Raw genomic sequence first — 16,973 nt, 5'->3', positions numbered from 1 at the left:
TATCGACATCGAGAACATTCTCGGCTCGGCTCACGGTGACGATCTGACCGGTGATGGTGGTGCCAACGTGCTTGAGGGCGCGCAGGGTGACGATACGCTCGAGGGCGGTGTTGGCGCAGATACGCTTGATGGTGGTGCTGGGACGGATACCGCATCCTACGCCAACTCTTCGGCGGCGGTGAGCGCCAATCTTGGCGGCGGAAATGGCTTTGCCGGAGATGCGGCTGGTGACAGCTTTGTCGGGATCGAGAACCTGTTGGGCTCGGGCCACAACGACACGCTGACCGGTTCGACCGACGACAACCTGCTTCAGGGTGGCGAAGGCGACGACCTGCTGCGCAGTGCTTCTGGCGACGACACGCTGGAAGGCGGGATCGGGGCCGATATCCTCAACGGCAGTGTTGGCACGGATACCGCGTCTTATGCCAATGCGGCAGCCGGGGTGACGGCCAATCTTGGAGCCGGGACCGGCACCGGTGGAGAAGCCAACGGCGACACCTATATCGACATCGAGAACATTCTCGGCTCGGCTCACGGTGACGATCTGACCGGTGATGGTGGTGCCAACGTGCTTGAGGGCGCGCAGGGTGACGATACGCTTGAGGGTGGTGCCGGGGCTGACACGTTCGTCTTCAAGGATGGTTTCGGCGGCGATGTGGTGACCGACTTTGTCGATGGTACCGACCGGTTCGATTTTTCGGAGCATACTGTGATCAGCGCATTCGGTGACTTGACGGTCACGGATGTTGGCGCGGATGCCGAGATTTCGGACGGGCTTGGTAACACCATCAGCGTGACCGGTGCGGCTGGACTGATCGACGGTTTCGACTTTGACTTCTAATCGGGGTCGAGCTTTGCCACGCTGACGAGCCTGGCAGGCAACACGCCTGTCTGATGCAAGAGAATGGTATGACCCGGAGCAAGTCCGGGTCATACGTCATTCTGGCGTTCTGTACGCAGTTGCAGTTGTCAGATTTGAGCGGTCAGGGGAGCGATCTCAGGCGTGACTGTGCAAGGCACCTGACGGATGCGCAGGTCTGTACTTGAGGTGTTCTGGCCTCAACTCTTGTGCTGATGCTCCAGAAAATCGACAAAGTGTTGTGCCGGAAGGCGCAGGTTTTCGGAGGCCCAGACCGCCTCTGTTACCATTTCCTCGGCAATGTCGGAGAGTGGCAAGGGCACCAAGCCACCTGTTGCGAAGTCGTAGATGCTCTCGGTCAGGATGGTGATGCCCATGCCGCAGGAGACCAGACCGAGAATGCCGACGGAATTGAACGCCTCCTGCACGATGCGCGGCTGAAAGCCCGCCTTGCGGCAGAGCGGAAAGAGGTAGTCGTAGAAATGCGCCCAGGCCTCGGCGGGCCCGTGCACGAAATCCTCATCCGCCAGATCAGCCAGCGTAACCGAGGCGCGCGAGGCCAGCCGGTGGCCTTCTGGCACGATGCAGATCGGACGGTCGGTCTGCACTACCCGGCTGTGAAACCCCGGTTGACGCACCGGCCCAGTGACAAATCCAATATCGAGCTTGTCGTCCCGCAATTCCTGTAATTGCGTTGTCGTGACCCCGTGATGCGGGCGCACGGTGATGCCGGGATGCCTTTGGTGAAATTGCTTGAGCAGTTCGGGCAGCGCATCGGCGATGGCAAAATCGGTATAGCCCACCCGCAGCGCGCCCGCCTCGCCGATGCTGACCCGGCGGGTGAGATCAATGGTGGCTTCCATGCCGTTCAGCACACGTTGACCACCCTCGCGAAAGGCGCGCCCCGCATCAGTCAGTCGCACGAAATTCTGCGAGCGGTCGAAGAGCGTGACCTGCAACTCCGCCTCGAGATGCTGGATCGTGCGGGTGAGCGCCGGTTGCGAGATATGCAGATGCTCCGACGCGCGTCGGAAATTCAGATCCTCGGCGAGGACCAGAAAATAGCGGATATGGCGCAGACCGATTTTCATGATACCTTTTATGCATCGGAAACTAATCAATTGATATTATACTTGCAGATCCGGCCCGGCTACCCTGACCGGATAACAAAAACAAAAATTCCACATGCAACCGGGAGCGATCATGTCACATTCACCCTTTCTGTTTTTCGCCGGGCCCCTTGCGGCCCTGACCCTCGTCGCGGGCACGGCCACGGCGCAAGATGTCACCATCAATCTCGGCTATGCGGCCTCCGAGACCAGCACCTATGCCGTGCTTGCCGACAAGTTCGAGGAGCTGGTCGAGGACTATACCGAAGGCAGCGTCGACGTGAAGGTGCGCTGCTGCGGTCAGCTGATGGGCGAGGACGAGGCGTTCAAGGCGATGCAGCTTGGCACGGTGGACATGTTCGTCATCACCGGCAATAACATCTCGCCGCATTTCCCGCTGATGGATGCGTTCGTTCTGCCCTATATCTTTCAGAACAAGCAGCATGCGTACCGCGTGCTCGAAGGTGAGGTCGGGCGCGATTTCGCCGCGCAGCTCCAGGCGGCGACAAACGTGCATCTGCTGACTTACGGCTTTGTCGGGGATCGCGATTTCTACAATTCCCGCAGCCCGATCGCCTCGGTCGAGGATATGGAGGGGCTCAAGGTGCGTGTCCCCAAGAACCAGGTGATGATCGACACCTACGAGGAATTCGGCGCAGCCCCCATCCCGCTGCCCTGGGCCGATACGCCGACCGCGCTCCAGACCGGCACGGTGGAAGGGGCGGATAACGGCACCTCCTTCATCAAGTCGCAGAAGTTCTACGAGATCATGCCCTATTTCACCGTGCTGGAGCATTTCACCTATTTCTCGCCGCTTTTTGCCAGCGACCGCGTGATGAACAAGCTCGATGAGGCGCAGCGCGACGCGGTGATGCGGGCGGCTGCCGAGGCCGGCGTCTATCACCGCAAGGCAATGGCAGAGCAGATCGACGAAATCCGCGCATTCCTGACCAGTGAGGGCGGCATGGAAACGGCCGAGTTTGACCGCTCCGGCTTTATCGAGGCCGGCTTGCGGGTGCAGGACCGCTATGCCGCCGACAAGGGCGAGGAGTTTATCGCCCTTGTCGAGGCGATCCGCGCCGAGGCCGAGTAACATCGCACAACATCGCGTGGGGGCCGCGCGCCCCCGTGCCGTTTGACACCTTCAGCGCGGAGGCGGGAGCATGCTGTCCAAGCTAGACAGATATTTCGAAGAGGTGATCTGCACCATCTGCCTGACGGTCGTGGTGGGGTCTGTTCTGCTTCAGGTCATCTTGCGGTATTTCTTCTCCACCGCCGCCGCCTGGGCCGAGGAAACCGCCGTCTACGGCATGATTTTCGCGGTCTATCTCGGGGCGACGATGGCGGTGCGCGAGCGCGCGCATATCCGCATCACCCTGTTGGTGAGCCGCCTGCCACGCGCCTTGCAGGTCGCGTCTGTCGTACTGGCCGATACGCTGTGGGCTGGGTTCGTGATCTTCATGATCGTGCAGACCACGATCTACACGCAGCTTCTGTTCAACGTCACCTATATGACCCCGGGTCTCGGGATCGAGCAGCGATGGGTGCAGATGATCATCCCGATGGCGTTTGGCCTGATGCTGTTTCGCATTCTTCAGGTCTATTGGCGGTGGGGGCGTGACGGCTGGAAGGATCTGCCGCTATGAATGGCCCCCTTGTCATGGCCGCGGCCTTCGTCTTTGCGATGGCCATCGGCGTGCCTATTCCCTTCGCCGCCGGGCTGGCGACGGTCGCGGGCCTGCTGATCGCGGATATTCCCCTGACCCTGATGGCGCAGGCGGCCTGGACCGCGTTCGAGCCGTTCCCGCTGGTGACCATCCCGCTCTTCATTCTGGCGGGGCAGTTGATGGAACAGGGCGGCATGTCGGAAAAACTGGTGACCATCGCGAAACGCCTCGTCGGCGCCTACAAGGGCGGAATGGGTCTGGTGACGGTGGTGGCCTGCATGTTCTTTGCCGCGCTTTCGGGGTCCGGCCCGGCGACCACGGCCGCCATCGGCTCGATCACCATTCCGGCGATGCAGAAAGAGGGCTATCGCTCGCGCTTTGCCGGGGCCATCGCCGCCTCGGCGGGGGCGCTCGGCAGCATGATCCCGCCTTCCAACCTGCTGATCATCTTTGCGCTGGTCACGGATGTCTCGATCCCGCGGCTCTTTCTGGCGGGTATCCTGCCGGGCCTCGTGCTGGGGCTGATGCTGATGGTCGTGGTCTTTGTCATCTCTTGGAAGAACGGTTATGGCGGCACCGAGGAGCGGTTTCGCTGGGGCCCGCTGCTCTGGGCGTTATGGGATGGCAAATGGGCGGTCTTCGCGCCGATCCTGATCTTGGGCGGTATCTATGCCGGCATCTTTACCCCGTCCGAGGCGGCGGCGGTTGCGGTGGCTTATGGCCTGTTCGTCGGGCTCTTTGTCTATCGCGGCCTGACATGGGCCAAGCTGCTGCACGCGTTCAAATTCACCGCCATCGTCATCGGCACGGTGCTGTTCATCCTCGGCTCCACCAAGGCGTTCGGGCAACTGGTCACGATCTTCGATATCCCCAGCGACATCCTCGCGCTCTTTCAGGGGCTCGCGGCCTATCCGTGGCTGATCATGCTGTTCATCGGGATATTCTATATCCTCGTCGGCATGTGGCTGGAGAGCATCCCGCAGATCATCATCTTCACCGCCGTGTTCTTTCCGCTGGTGACCAGCCTCGGGGTGGACCCGGTGGTGTTCGGCATCTTCACCGTGATGACCTGCGAGATCGGGTTCCTGACCCCGCCCATCGGCGTCAACCTCTTTGTCGCCGCACGGATCAGCCGGATCACCATCGAGGATATCTCGGTCGGGGTGCTGCCGCTGCTGATCCCCTACATGCTGATGATCCTGCTTCTCGTCTTTTTCTCGGGGTGGGTGACCTGGCTGCCCGATCTCGTCTACGGCCCGCAACTGAGGTAAGCGCATGAAAGAAGTTCCCCTGACCGGTTATACCGACCGCCTCTCGGCGCGGCCGGGCGAAGAGATCGCCTTCAAGGTTTCGTCGACCGGTGGCGGGCGGTATCGCGCGCGGCTGGCGCGGTCGATCTGCGCCGATCCGAACCCGGCGGGCGCCGGGCTCATCGAAGAGGATGCCAGCGCATGGTTTGCCCCGCGCGACCTGCCCGCCCGGCATCAGCCGTTCTTTCCCGGCTCTTACGGCCATAGTGACGCGGCGATCACGCTGCCCGCGCAGGGCGACGTCACTCTGTCCGCCACGATCCAGCCCACGCATCTCAACGGACGCGATCAGGCGGTGCTGTCCTGCGGTCCGCTGACCCTGGGGCTCGATGCGGCGGGCTGCCTTTTCTTCGCGGTGGGCGAGGGCCGGGTCACGGCACGGGTGCCGCTGCCGCCGCATCGCTGGACGCGGATCGAGGCGCGGCTGACGGAGGGGCGCGCGACGCTGGTGCAGACGGTTCTGGGGCATCACAGCCGCGAGACGCATGAGGCTAGCGGTGCGCTGTCGCGCGAGGCGATCAGGGCCCCAATCGCGATTGCCGCATGCCTGAACGGGACGAAAGCGGCGGATTTCTTTAACGGCAAGATCGAGGCGCCGGCCATCACAGGCCCGGATGGGCCGATCGCGGCCTGGGATCTGGCGACAGCGATCCCGTCGGCCCGCGTGCCCGCGCAGGCCGGACCGGCCTTGTCGCTTGTCAACTTTCCCACCCGTGCGATGACCGGGTCGCAATGGGATGCCTCCGAGATGTGCTGGCGGCACAAGCCCGAGCACTATGGCGCGATCCATTTCCACGAGGATGATATCTATGATTTCGGCTGGCAGACCGATTTCACCCTGACCGTCCCCGAGGACATGCCGTCGGGCGTCTATGTCATGCATATCGAGGGCGATCATGGCAGCGATGCCTTGCCGTTCTATATCTGCCCGCCCAAGGGCACGCGGCGCGCTGATCTCTGCGTGCTGATCCCGACCTTTACCTATGTGGTCTACGGCAATCATGCCCGACCCGATTACGACCCCGCCTGGCAAGGGCAGATGCGCGAGTGGGGGGCCTATCCGCATAACCCGGCGGACTATCGCGATTATGGCCTCTCGACCTACAATACCCATTCCGACGGGTCGGGCATCTGCCACGCCTCGCATCGTCGGCCGCTGTTCAATTTCCGGCCCGGATTTCTGACCTTCGGGGGGACGGGCTGTTCGGGGCTGCGGCATTTCCCGGCCGACAGCCACCTGATCAGCTGGCTGCATGCCAAGGGCATCGGCTATGACATTATCACCGACCACGAGTTGCATGCCGAGGGGGCGGATGTTCTGGCGGGGTACAAGGCCGTCACCACCACCACACACCCCGAATACCACACCGCCGAGACGCTGGACGCGCTGCGCGGATACCGGGATGCGGGTGGCAATCTGCTGTATCTGGGCGGCAACGGATTCTACTGGCGCATCGCGCGGCATGTGGAGAATGACAGCCTGCTCGAAATTCGCCGGGCCGAAGATGGCATTCGTGCATGGGCGGCGGAGCCGGGCGAGTATTACAACGCCTTCGATGGCACTTATGGCGGCCTCTGGCGGCGCAGCGGACGGGCGCCGCAGGCGCTGGTGGGGATCGGCTTTGCCGCGCAGGGCGAGTTTCACGGCGCGCCTTATCAGCGGATGTGCTTTGATCCGGCGTTCGACTGGCTCTTCGAGGGTGTGACCGAGGATCTGTTTGGCGATTACGGGTTCAGCGGCAACGGCGCGGCGGGGTTCGAGCTTGACCATGTCGACCACCGCATCGGCTCGCCACAGAACCACGTCCTGCTGGCACGCTCCGCGGGCGACAACCGGTCTTTCATGCTGGTCCCCGAAGAGCAGCTGACGCACCTGACGAACCTGACCGGCGGGCCGGAGGAAGACGCCAAACATGCCGACCTGATCTATTTCGATCTGCCAGAGGGCGGCTCGGTCTTTTCGGTGGGCTCGATCACCTTTTGCGGCAGCCTGCCGTGGAATGACTTTGACAATGATATTTCGCGCCTGTTGGAGAACTACCTGCGTCGGAAGCTGGCAACAGACTAGCGATCAAGAGTGGCGGATGTGCAGTGCGGGCATCCCGAAGGGTGGTCGCGCCGCTCACGTTTCACCTACTGGACAGAAATGTCCAATGTGATTGTCGTTCCCTAGATGCGTGCTCGGGGCCATCACCAACTTCTGCACAATTTCGAACCGAAACGGTCTATCAACTTTTTCTGAAATTGCTTTAGACACCAAAGCGCCCTCCCGGTTGTCGACAGGGAGGGCGAAGAGCTGCGGGAGAACACCCGAGCCTGCGTTGTGTCATCAGATGAACTGGAAATCTTCCAGTGTCAGGTCGGACGCTGCGGCATCTGCAATCAGAACCGAGTGACCATCGACATTCATCTGTGCGCCGGCATCGGTGTCAGAGATCCCCAACGCGTCTAGGAACCCTTGCAAGCCGTTGCCGCCGTTGTCGATATTGACCTCACCGGTTTCGAGGTTGGTGGTCCGGATAAGGAAGCTGTCGACGCCGTCCTCGAAGTCGGTGATCACGTCCTCATCGCCGGCCTTGAAGACGTTGAAGACGAAGACATCCGCGCCGGCGCCGCCGGTCATCACGTCGTCGCCGTCGCCGCCATTGATCGAGTCGTCGCCCGCGCCGCCATCAATCGTGTCGTCACGGCCGCCACCGGCGAGGAAGTCGTTGCCGTCACCGCCGAGTATGTCGTCATTGCCTTCGCCGCCGCCAACGCTGTCGTCGCCGTCGCCCGCGTCAATCACATCCTGACCCGCGCCGCCGCCAATATCGTCGTTGCCTGCTTCATCAGCGATCACGTCGTCGCCGGTGCCGCCCCCGATGGTATCAAGGCCTGCACCACCGTCGATATCGTCATTGCCGTGACCGCCATTCACGATGTCGTCGCCCTCACCGCCTGTGGCGCTGTCATCGCCTTGGCCCGCACCGATGATGTCGTTGCCATCGCCGCCATCGAGCGTGTCGTTGCCGGTGCCACCGCCCATCATGTCATCGCCGTGACCGCCATTCATGACGTCATTGCCAGCGCCGCCGCCGGTCAGGTCATTGCCCGCCCCGGCCTCGATCTGATCATTGCCGTCACCGCCGAAAATACTGTCATTGCCATCGCCGCCGAGGGTCAGGCCGCCTTCGGCATCCGTGAGGATGAAATCATCGCCCCCATTCGAGAACAGTGCACTCCATCGCTGTTCCGCGTTGGCGGCGACACTTTCGCCGATTTCCAGCCCGCGCAGGTTGCCGTCCTGAATATGAATGCCGCCATAAAGGCGCGAAATGCCGGCCTCTTCGGCGGCTTCTGTCAGGGTCTCCCATTGTAGAACGACGGGCGGGCCGTCACCGAATTCCTCGAAAATCAACTCGCTTGTCACGAACTGGCCCAGAAGATCCGTGCCTTCGACACCGTCAAGGTCATAATTGCTCAGGGTTTCGCCATCATAAAAGGCATCGGTGCCGAGATAGCTGGCTAATGTGCGGGCTGCGGCCATGGAGAATGTCGAGTGGCCGGATACAAACTCCGGGAAGGGCGGTGTCACGAATGTGACATTCTGATAGGGTTGCCATTGCTGTCCGAGGATCGTCTGCGTCCCCTGATCTGGGCCACCCCAAGCTTGTATCTCCTGATCGAAGAACAGGTTGCGGATCGCGGATTGAGGACGGACGTAGTTGTATTCGTATTTCGCTTCCCAAGTGGCGATCCCGGCATCGAAGACGGCGGCATTCATCGCAAAGAACATTTCGGCGTCCTCGTCTATGCCGTGCCCTTCCCGAAGCGAAAGATCCTGCGCAATCTGGTTCCAGTGGCCCGGAGGCGACTCGGTGCGCGGACCGTCTGCCCAATATTCCGCGACAACCTTCTGTTCATTGGTCAGCTCAGCGGAGAATTCGATCACCTCGTTGATTTGATCGCGGTAGGCCTGATCGTTCGTCGTGACATTCCCGAGGCCGTCCACATATTCCGAAGTGTCACCCAATTGCGGCGGTGTGGGCGGACGGAATTGATCACCCGATGCGAGAGCAAAGCTGTCGACCTCGCCCCAATGGGGCGTCAATGCCTGCTGGTCGTTGAAGGTGCTGGGATTGTCATTGTCGAAGATTGGCACGCCGTTCTCGTCGGTCAGCGTCCCGTTGGGCACGCGGAGCGGCTGCCATTGGTTGGGGTCGAAGCTCTCTCCTCCGGGGGCTCTGTCCGAGGTCGGGTCGGACTCGTTTACGGGCTGGTAATCAGTTGTATCCGCAAAACCGTTCTCGGCGTTCGAGCCGTCATTCTCGCGTGCTTCAAAGACGCGCTGCACGGCCAGCCTGCCCAGACCGGCTGCTGTGTCGGGATCGTTTGACGAATTTGATGGATCAAATCCCAACTCCTCCAGAAATGCGGCGAAATCCGCTTCCTTCTCCGGGTAGAGCTGGCTCAGGACTGTATAGGCGGCATAGCTGATCGCCTCGGCCTTGTTGGCTTGGGTGTTTTCAAGGGCTGTTTCTATTTCGGAATAGTGACCCGACGCGTCAGGCGACAGGGCGGCGTAGGTGTCGTAGACGGCTGCACTCGCAAGATGGAGTTGGTATGTCGTCGGAGTAGGCGAAGCGCCTCCCTCTCGTACCGCTTCCAATTGGAGTTCGTTCCATTGTGCGACAATGGACAGCTCGGAATTTTCCATGGGTGGTTCCTCTGATACTAGGTATTAGAACATTTTTTATCGGGATTTCGCGATGAGCACGTCGCCCTTGGGGTCAGAAATTCTATTCGGCCACGCTAAGCGCCACGTTCTGGCGCGTCAATTAATCGAAGGTGTAGGCTTCAATGAAATTGGTATAAAAGCAGAGCTTTAGTAGCACAACTGACCGAAAGGATAGTGTGAAATCCGGATGCGAAGGGCGGTCACCGCGCGTCTCCGCTTGAGGGCCTGACATCGCTCTCTTGGCGCAGACACTTTTTTTTGGTACACTTGTTCGTGATATTTTTTTATTTTTAGTGAACGAGTACTTTTTTAATTTTTCGAAGCTGCGGCCATTCAAGTCGCATTTTAAGGACGAATGTTATGGGTATTGAATTGAACGCCTACAGGGCGAATGTTGACGAGACTATTCCAAGAATTGAGGCTCTTAAAGACGTCACGGCAAAGGTCAGGTTCTTGGTTTCGACCGCGCAGTTCGGGGTCAAGAAGTACAAGACTGCGGACGATACGGCGGAAGAGGTCGACGACTCGCTCTTTACCGTTGACAACCTTTTGACAGTTGTCGGGTTCGTGTCTCCGCTCAAGACGCCCGTGACGGCTCTGAAAGAGGTTCTGGATAACATCCGGCCTCCTGCCGCCAAGATCGACGAAAAATTCGATGAGATCAGCGGCAAGGACGACACATCCACTGCCGAGCAGGAAGAGGATGGCGGGTTCGTCGATAACCTGGAAACCAGCCTCTCGGCCGCAGGTTTGGCAATCGATGGCGTCACTGACACCCTGAACCTTCGGCTGAGGCAACTCGAAATTGCCTCGGCCGCGACCGGCAGCTTTGTGGATGCCATCGCGGTGGCCACACGCGGCAGCGAAGCCTGGAGCGGTGACTTTGGCGCCTTGAATTCAGCCATCGAGGCACAGATGGGCGCGCGGAACGCCGAGATCGAAGGTGTCGAGGGGCTCTACAACTCGGTGCAGTCTGAGGTCGATGCGTTCCTGAAGGTTCTCGAAGATATTGATTTCGACAGCATACTGGGCGAGCTGGTCAACTTTGAAGAGATCGGCAAGATTTTTGATTTCCTCAAAACCCCACTCTCGGTCGCGGAAAAGCTGCTGGAACCGATCCAGCCGCTTTTGAACGCTGTCGACGCGCTCATCGGATTGATCGTCAATCCGGTCATCGATTTTGTGATCGAGACATTGAAGCTCGACAGTATCCTGGACGCGACCGAAGAGGCGATCGGGGCGCTTATTCCCTCAATCGGTCTTCTTGATGCCTTCGCGGAACTGATCCAGCCGTTGCAGGACCTGTTGCTGGAGTATGTCGTCGACGGTTTGGGGAGCGTTCCGTTTCTCGATGTCGTCGAATCCAGGTTCTTCGGGGATGTCGTGGGCGAGGCCGATCAAGGCCCGACCGGTTGGGGAAACGATATCGCGAACCTGCTCGAAGGTGATGGCGGTGATGATATCCTCGACGCGCTCGACGGCAGCGATACGATCCGTGGCGGCGGCGGCAACGACGTGATCATCGCCGGTGCCGGCTCTGACATTCTCGAGGGCGGGGGTGGTGACGACCTGTTCTATTTCGGCGCGAGCTTCACGGAGTATGAGCTGGCCCGCGACCCGGATACGGATGATATCATCGTCAGTCATCTTGCGCCGCAAACTCCGATCAACACCGGGATCGACGTGCTTTTGTCTCTACAGGATTCCGATCATGTCGTGTTCACGGATATTTCCTTTACCGGTGAAGAGCTCAACAACGCGCTGATCGGGGGCTCGATCCTGAATGGCGACGTGGACGGTGTCGCGGACGATCTGATGTTCCTCAACTCGACCGGGACGCAGGTAAACGGCTTTTTCGTCGCCAACGGTCTGGGTGGAGATGACCGGATTTTCGGATCAACCGATGACGATCAGCTGAATGGTGGCTCGGGCAACGACGTGCTGTTGCCGGGGCGAGGCGATGATGAGGCGAATGGTGGTTCGGGAACGGACACGTTTCAGGTGCTCAGGGGGGCAAACTCGCGGCTCACGGTTGACCTCACGGATGGCACGTCCTTTGGTCAGGGGCAGGATACGCTTAGTTCCATCGAGAATGTCGTCGCCTCGCCGGATCAGGACCATAAGGTGCGCGGCACCAATGGCCCGAATGCGATCTTTACCGGTGATGGCATCGACGTGATCAGCGGACGCGGTGGCGACGACATCATAGATGCGGGCGGCGAGGACGACTACATCGTTGGTGGAGCAGGTGCCGACATCATCAACGCGGGTGCCGGCAATATTGACGTGATGATTTCGGGCAGCGCCGCAGTATCAGGCGTGAGCGACCACTACATCGGTGGTGACGGCTTTGATCTGGTGTCCTACACCAGCTCGTCGAATACCATCCGTTTCGACATAAACGATCAGAGCGACGATCCCTCCATCCTGCAAGAGTTGCGTGATTACATGCAGGAGATCGAGGATAGCGGACCGGTCCGGATCGACGCCGCAACGGGCCGGATCACCCGGTTCGATACGGCGGGCAACGAGGTCACCACGGATACGACCGAGGGGGTCGAGGGGTTCATGGGCTCTGATCTTGCCGATACGCTCATCGGTGCCCCGGAAGCTGAGCTGCTGCACGGCGGTGGCGGCGATGACGAGATTTTCACGGGCGGCACCGAGGATATCAATGGCGGCGATGGGGACGACCTGATCCACGTTCAGGAGGTTGCTGGCGGATCGACGTCGCTTCAGGTCGAGGGAGGCAGCGGCTTTGATCGCCTCAGCCTTGAAGAGGTGAGCGATGCACGGTGGTACTACAAGGTCGAGAGCGCGATTGCCCTGACACTGCGGGCGCACAAGACGACCGTTCAGGGCGAGGACCTGCGCAATGCGCGCGACGTCTTTTTCTCCCTGAAGCCCAGAGGCGTCGAGGAAATCTCGCTCGGAGATTTCGACGACCACGCGATCTATGAGCCCGGCGGCTCTTCTACGGCGGTGTTCTTTCTTCAGGCGGGCAATGACCGGTTCGATGGCGAAAACGGATTTGCCGATGTGCATGCGGGCGATGGAAACGACATCGGCAATTTCAACGGTGGCGGCGGGGGTATCTTCCGCGGCGGTGCTGGCAATGATTTTGCCGTTTTCGACGACACCACACGGGAAAATGCCGCCCTTATGGGGAGGGATAATGATTTCGTGCAGATCGAACGCTTTTTCGGCAATGCCGATGGTGGCGATGGGTTTGACACGATTTCCTTCGACGTCGGCTTCAGTTCTCGCATCGAGGTCGATCTTGCGGATGGCACGGCGGTCTCGTTCAAGGGGGCACCTGTTAACAACGCCGACCAGGTCGGAATGACGCTTGAGAATTTCGAAGTCCTGATTGCAACCGAATTCAACGATCTGATCGATGGCAGCAGTCAGTCAGAGCAGCTTTTGGGCCGTGGTGGTAGCGACACGATCCGTGGTGCCGACGGTCTGGACAAGCTTTATGGCGGCGCGGGCAACGATACGCTCGAGGGCGGTGCGGGTGATGATCTCTTGCATGGCGGGCCGGGCAATGACCGTCTCGATGGCGGGGCGGACAACGATACAGCATCCTATGCCTGGGCACGGCCCGGTGGGCAGGATGGTGAGGTCATCGCCGACAGTTTCGGGGCGGTGACCGTCGATCTCAACACGAATATCGCGACGGGTGCCTTTGGCACGGATACCTTGGTCTCAATCGAGAATGTGGTCGGCAGCGCAGGGGATGATCGGCTAATAGGCGACGCGGGCGACAACATGCTTTCGGGAGGCAAGGGCGATGACAGCCTCGAAGGCGGAGACGGCGACGATATCCTGATCACCGGGTCGGGCGATGACACGGTCTCTGGCGGCGCGGATGATGACACGGTTGTCGTCGGGCTAGGCGTCAAGAGCCTCGATGGTGGCACCGGTTTTGATACGCTTGATTTTGGCACGGTGAATGGTTCCATAAGTTTGGACCTCGGCGCGATGTCCTACACCGGCACGCTCACTGACCGGTCGCCGCGCTGGGCGGAGCGGGATCTGGATGGTGACGGTGTCGATGAAAGCGATGGCACGGAGACGCGCGTTTTTGATAGTGTTTCGCTGACGCCCCAGGACGTTTTCGAGGCCGATCCGAACCAATCCGACAGCGCGGATGATGTTACGCGTGCCCTGCCGGAGAGAGCGGACCCGGGTTTTGCCGCATTCCAGATCGAACTGATTGATATCGACACGCCGGCCTCTGGCGATTTCGAGGGCTTCGAGCGCGTCGTTGGCGGCGATAGCGACGACACTTTCATCGGCGATGACGAGGACAACCAATTGTCCGGTGCAGCAGGGAAAGATGACCTGGATGGCGCGGCCGGAGACGACGTGCTCGATGGGGGGGACGGCGACGATACCCTTGACGGAGGGTCAGGCGATGACAGCCTCGACGGAGGCGCTGGTAATGACAGCCTGTTGGGCGGGGGTGGTCAGGATACGGCCTTTTTCGACCTGTCCTCGGCTGAAATGCGCGTCAGAACCCGGAATGACATCCTCGTTCTGGTCTCGTCCGAGGGCGAGGATACGGTCGCGGGTATCGAGAGTTTTTCTTTCTCGGACCAGGTTCTCAGCCTGGCACAGGTGCGGAATTTGCCGGCGGCTGGCTTTCAGGAAACTGGAACTACCGGAAACGACGTTATTGAGGGTGACGCGGGTGACGACACGCTCATCGGGCAGGGGGGGGATGACGCCATTGATGGGTTTGATGGTGACGACGGCGTGTTCGGACAGGAGGGCGACGACACTTTGAACGGTGGAGACGGTGACGACACGCTTGCCGGGGCCGAAGGTGACGACGCGGTCAATGGCGACGGTGGCAATGACACCATGGGAGGTGGAACGGGCAATGACACAATGCTCGGTGGCGCCGGTGACGACTTCATGGGTGGCGGTCAGGATGACGACATCATGGATGGCGGCCCCGGTAACGATGTAGTCAATGGCGGCCCCGGCAATGATGATATTGCGGGCGGCGAAGGCAATGACACGATGGGTGCGAGTTTTGGGTCCGATGTGGTCAGTGGCGGCGGCGGAGATGACGATATCGGCGGTGGTCCTGGCAGTGACACGATCGACGCGGGATCAGGGAATGACAGTGTCGGCGGCGGAGAGGGCAATGACGAGATCCGTGGCGGCGCCGGCAATGACTTTCTCGCCGGTGGCGGGCGCAATGACGTGATACTCGGTGAGGCTGGAGACGATCGCATCAATGGTGGCGATGGTGATGACACGATGACTGGCGGTACGGGGGCGGATGATTTTGTCTTCAACTTCTTCAAAGACGGTGATGAGGATATCATCACCGATTACGAGGACGGCACCGACGGCTTTGTTATCCGGATCGTGAATCCGGATACCGGTGAGACTAATATCGACAATGGCGGCAACGGGTTGCAGGGCTTTCTCGACGCGTTGGGAATCACTGATACCGGCGCGGGCGCCCAGTTGAACGTCGATGGCCACCTGGTTCTGGTCGAAGGCGTGGCGGCCTCCAATCTCACGCTCGACGATTTCTCGTTCATCTGATGGGTCTGGAGGGCGGTGGCGGATTTTCCGCCCCGCCGCTTTTCGCAGATCGCTTGCGGGGCACGCGGGGGTGAGGTAGTCGGAGGACCAACTGCATTGATCCAAAGGTGCCCGTCCCATGCGTCTCAGCCGTTATTTTCTGCCCGTCCTCAAGGAAACGCCCTCGGAGGCGCAGATCGCCAGTCACCGCCTGATGCTGCGGGCCGGGATGATCAAGCAGGCCACCGCCGGGATTTATTCCTGGCTGCCCTTGGGGTTCAAGGTGCTGCGCAAGCTGGAAAACATCGTCCACGAGGAGCAGGTGCGCGCGGGCCATGTGCCGATGCTGATGCCGACGCTGCAATCGGCGGACCTGTGGCGCGAGAGCGGGCGTTATGACGATTACGGTGCCGAGATGCTGCGCATCACCGACCGGCACGGGCGCGACATGCTGTATGGCCCCACCAACGAAGAGCTGATCACCGATATTTTCCGAAGCCATGTCGGCAGTTACAAGGATCTGCCGCTGACGCTCTACCATATCCAGTGGAAATTCCGCGACGAGGTGCGGCCGCGCTTCGGCGTGATGCGCGGGCGCGAGTTCTTCATGAAGGACGGCTATAACTTCGACCTCACCAAAGAGGACGCGCTGCACGCCTATAACCGTCACATGGTCAGCTATCTGCGCACCTATGAGCGAATGGGCTTGCAGGCCATCCCGATGCGTGCCGACAGCGGCCCGATTGGCGGCGACGATACGCATGAATTCCTTGTGCTGGCCGAAACCGGCGAGTCGGAGGTGTTCTATGACAGCGCGATCACCGATCTGAAGCTGGGCGAGCGCGTTGTCGATTACGACAGCCGCGCCGAATGCGAGGCCATCGTCAAGGAGTGGACCACGCCTTATGCCCGTACCGACGAGACCCATGACGAAGCGAAATTCAACGCCATCCCCGAGGATCGCCGCCGCTCGCGGCGCGGCATCGAGGTGGGGCAGATCTTTTACTTCGGCACCAAGTATTCCGAGCCGATGGGGGCCACGGTGCAGGGCCCCGATGGCAAATCCGTGCCGGTCCACATGGGCAGCCACGGCATCGGAGTCTCGCGTCTCGTGGGCGCGATCATCGAGGCGAGCCATGATGACAAGGGGATTATCTGGCCCGAGGGCGTGACGCCGTTCCATGCCGGGATCGTCAACCTCAAGCAGGGCGACGCTGAGGCTGATGCCGCCTGTGAGGCGCTTTATGCCTCCCTCACGGCGCTTGGGCTGGAGCCACTTTATGATGACCGGGACGAGAGGGCCGGGGGCAAGTTCGCGACGATGGACCTGATCGGTTTGCCGTGGCGGATCACGGTGGGGCCGCGCGGCCTCAAGAACGGTGTGGTGGAACTGACCTCGCGGCGGACCGGCGAGAGCGAGGAATTGCCGCCCGAAGCGGCGGTGGAGAAGTTGGCGCAGATTTATGCGGGGCATGTGCTGCGCCCGGCGCTCTGAGAGATCGGGTCGGGGTGAAAGTGGCCTGGAGCTGCCGTTCAAGTGCAGCACCAATGCGCGGAATCAAGGTGCCGCAGGCACCGCCGCGCAGCGCCCGACCGCCCCCTCGGGCGGGCGCTTTTGCAACGTTTCAAGCCATTGAAAGCGCGGACGTGTTTGGCTGGCATAAAGTGCGGTCCACCAAGGTTGCTGCGCCCACCCGGCGGTCGGGCACCGCGCGGCTTGTTTCTGACCCCCCAATGTCCGCTCCAGGCCAAATCCGCCCG

General features: G+C 60.7%; 9 protein-coding genes. 7 read left to right on the top strand and 2 right to left on the bottom strand.

From position 1 onward, the window contains the following. A partial coding sequence (locus tag Q0X85_RS18585; protein WP_297774514.1) for a calcium-binding protein occupies window positions 1-841 on the top strand: 841 nt, incomplete at its 5' end. Window positions 842-1,059: 218 nt separating this feature from the next. Here the strand turns inward: Q0X85_RS18585 and Q0X85_RS18580 are convergent. After that, on the bottom strand, window positions 1,060-1,950 hold the full coding sequence (locus Q0X85_RS18580; RefSeq protein ID WP_297774513.1) for a LysR family transcriptional regulator: 891 nt from the start codon (window positions 1,948-1,950) through the stop codon (window positions 1,060-1,062). A gap of 112 nt (window positions 1,951-2,062) precedes the next feature. On the opposite strand from Q0X85_RS18580, the gene Q0X85_RS18575 reads away from it, so the two are divergent. From Q0X85_RS18575 to Q0X85_RS18560, 4 genes are all read left to right on the top strand, one after another. Beyond that, on the top strand, window positions 2,063-3,061 hold the full coding sequence (locus Q0X85_RS18575; protein ID WP_297774512.1) for a TRAP transporter substrate-binding protein: 999 nt from the start codon (window positions 2,063-2,065) through the stop codon (window positions 3,059-3,061). 70 nt (window positions 3,062-3,131) lie between these two features. Beyond that, window positions 3,132-3,614, top strand: coding sequence for a TRAP transporter small permease (locus tag Q0X85_RS18570; protein WP_297774510.1), 483 nt, complete (start codon window positions 3,132-3,134; stop codon window positions 3,612-3,614). After that, window positions 3,611-4,906, top strand: a complete 1,296-nt coding sequence (locus Q0X85_RS18565; RefSeq protein ID WP_297774508.1) for a TRAP transporter large permease — start codon at window positions 3,611-3,613, stop codon at window positions 4,904-4,906. Before Q0X85_RS18570 ends, Q0X85_RS18565 begins: the two co-directional genes overlap by 4 nt. Window positions 4,907-4,910: 4 nt before the next feature. Continuing rightward, complete coding sequence (locus Q0X85_RS18560; protein ID WP_297774507.1) at window positions 4,911-7,013, top strand: N,N-dimethylformamidase beta subunit family domain-containing protein; 2,103 nt, start codon at window positions 4,911-4,913, stop codon at window positions 7,011-7,013. 261 nt (window positions 7,014-7,274) lie between these two features. Here Q0X85_RS18560 and Q0X85_RS18555 read toward each other — a convergent pair whose 3' ends face one another. Beyond that, complete coding sequence (locus tag Q0X85_RS18555) at window positions 7,275-9,644, bottom strand: DUF6851 domain-containing protein (RefSeq protein WP_297774506.1); 2,370 nt, start codon at window positions 9,642-9,644, stop codon at window positions 7,275-7,277. Between the two features lie 381 nt (window positions 9,645-10,025). On the opposite strand from Q0X85_RS18555, the gene Q0X85_RS18550 reads away from it, so the two are divergent. Beyond that, entirely contained in the window at window positions 10,026-15,233 is a 5,208-nt protein-coding gene (locus Q0X85_RS18550; RefSeq protein ID WP_297774505.1) for a calcium-binding protein, read from the top strand. 118 nt (window positions 15,234-15,351) lie between these two features. After that, window positions 15,352-16,707, top strand: a complete 1,356-nt coding sequence (proS, locus tag Q0X85_RS18545; RefSeq protein WP_297774503.1) for a proline--tRNA ligase — start codon at window positions 15,352-15,354, stop codon at window positions 16,705-16,707. Window positions 16,708-16,973 lie beyond the last annotated feature (266 nt).

Origin of the sequence: uncultured Roseovarius sp. (assembly GCF_947259555.1) — a bacterium.
Classification (GTDB): Bacteria; Pseudomonadota; Alphaproteobacteria; order Rhodobacterales; family Rhodobacteraceae; genus Roseovarius.
This window is presented reverse-complemented; position numbering and strand designations above follow the sequence as displayed.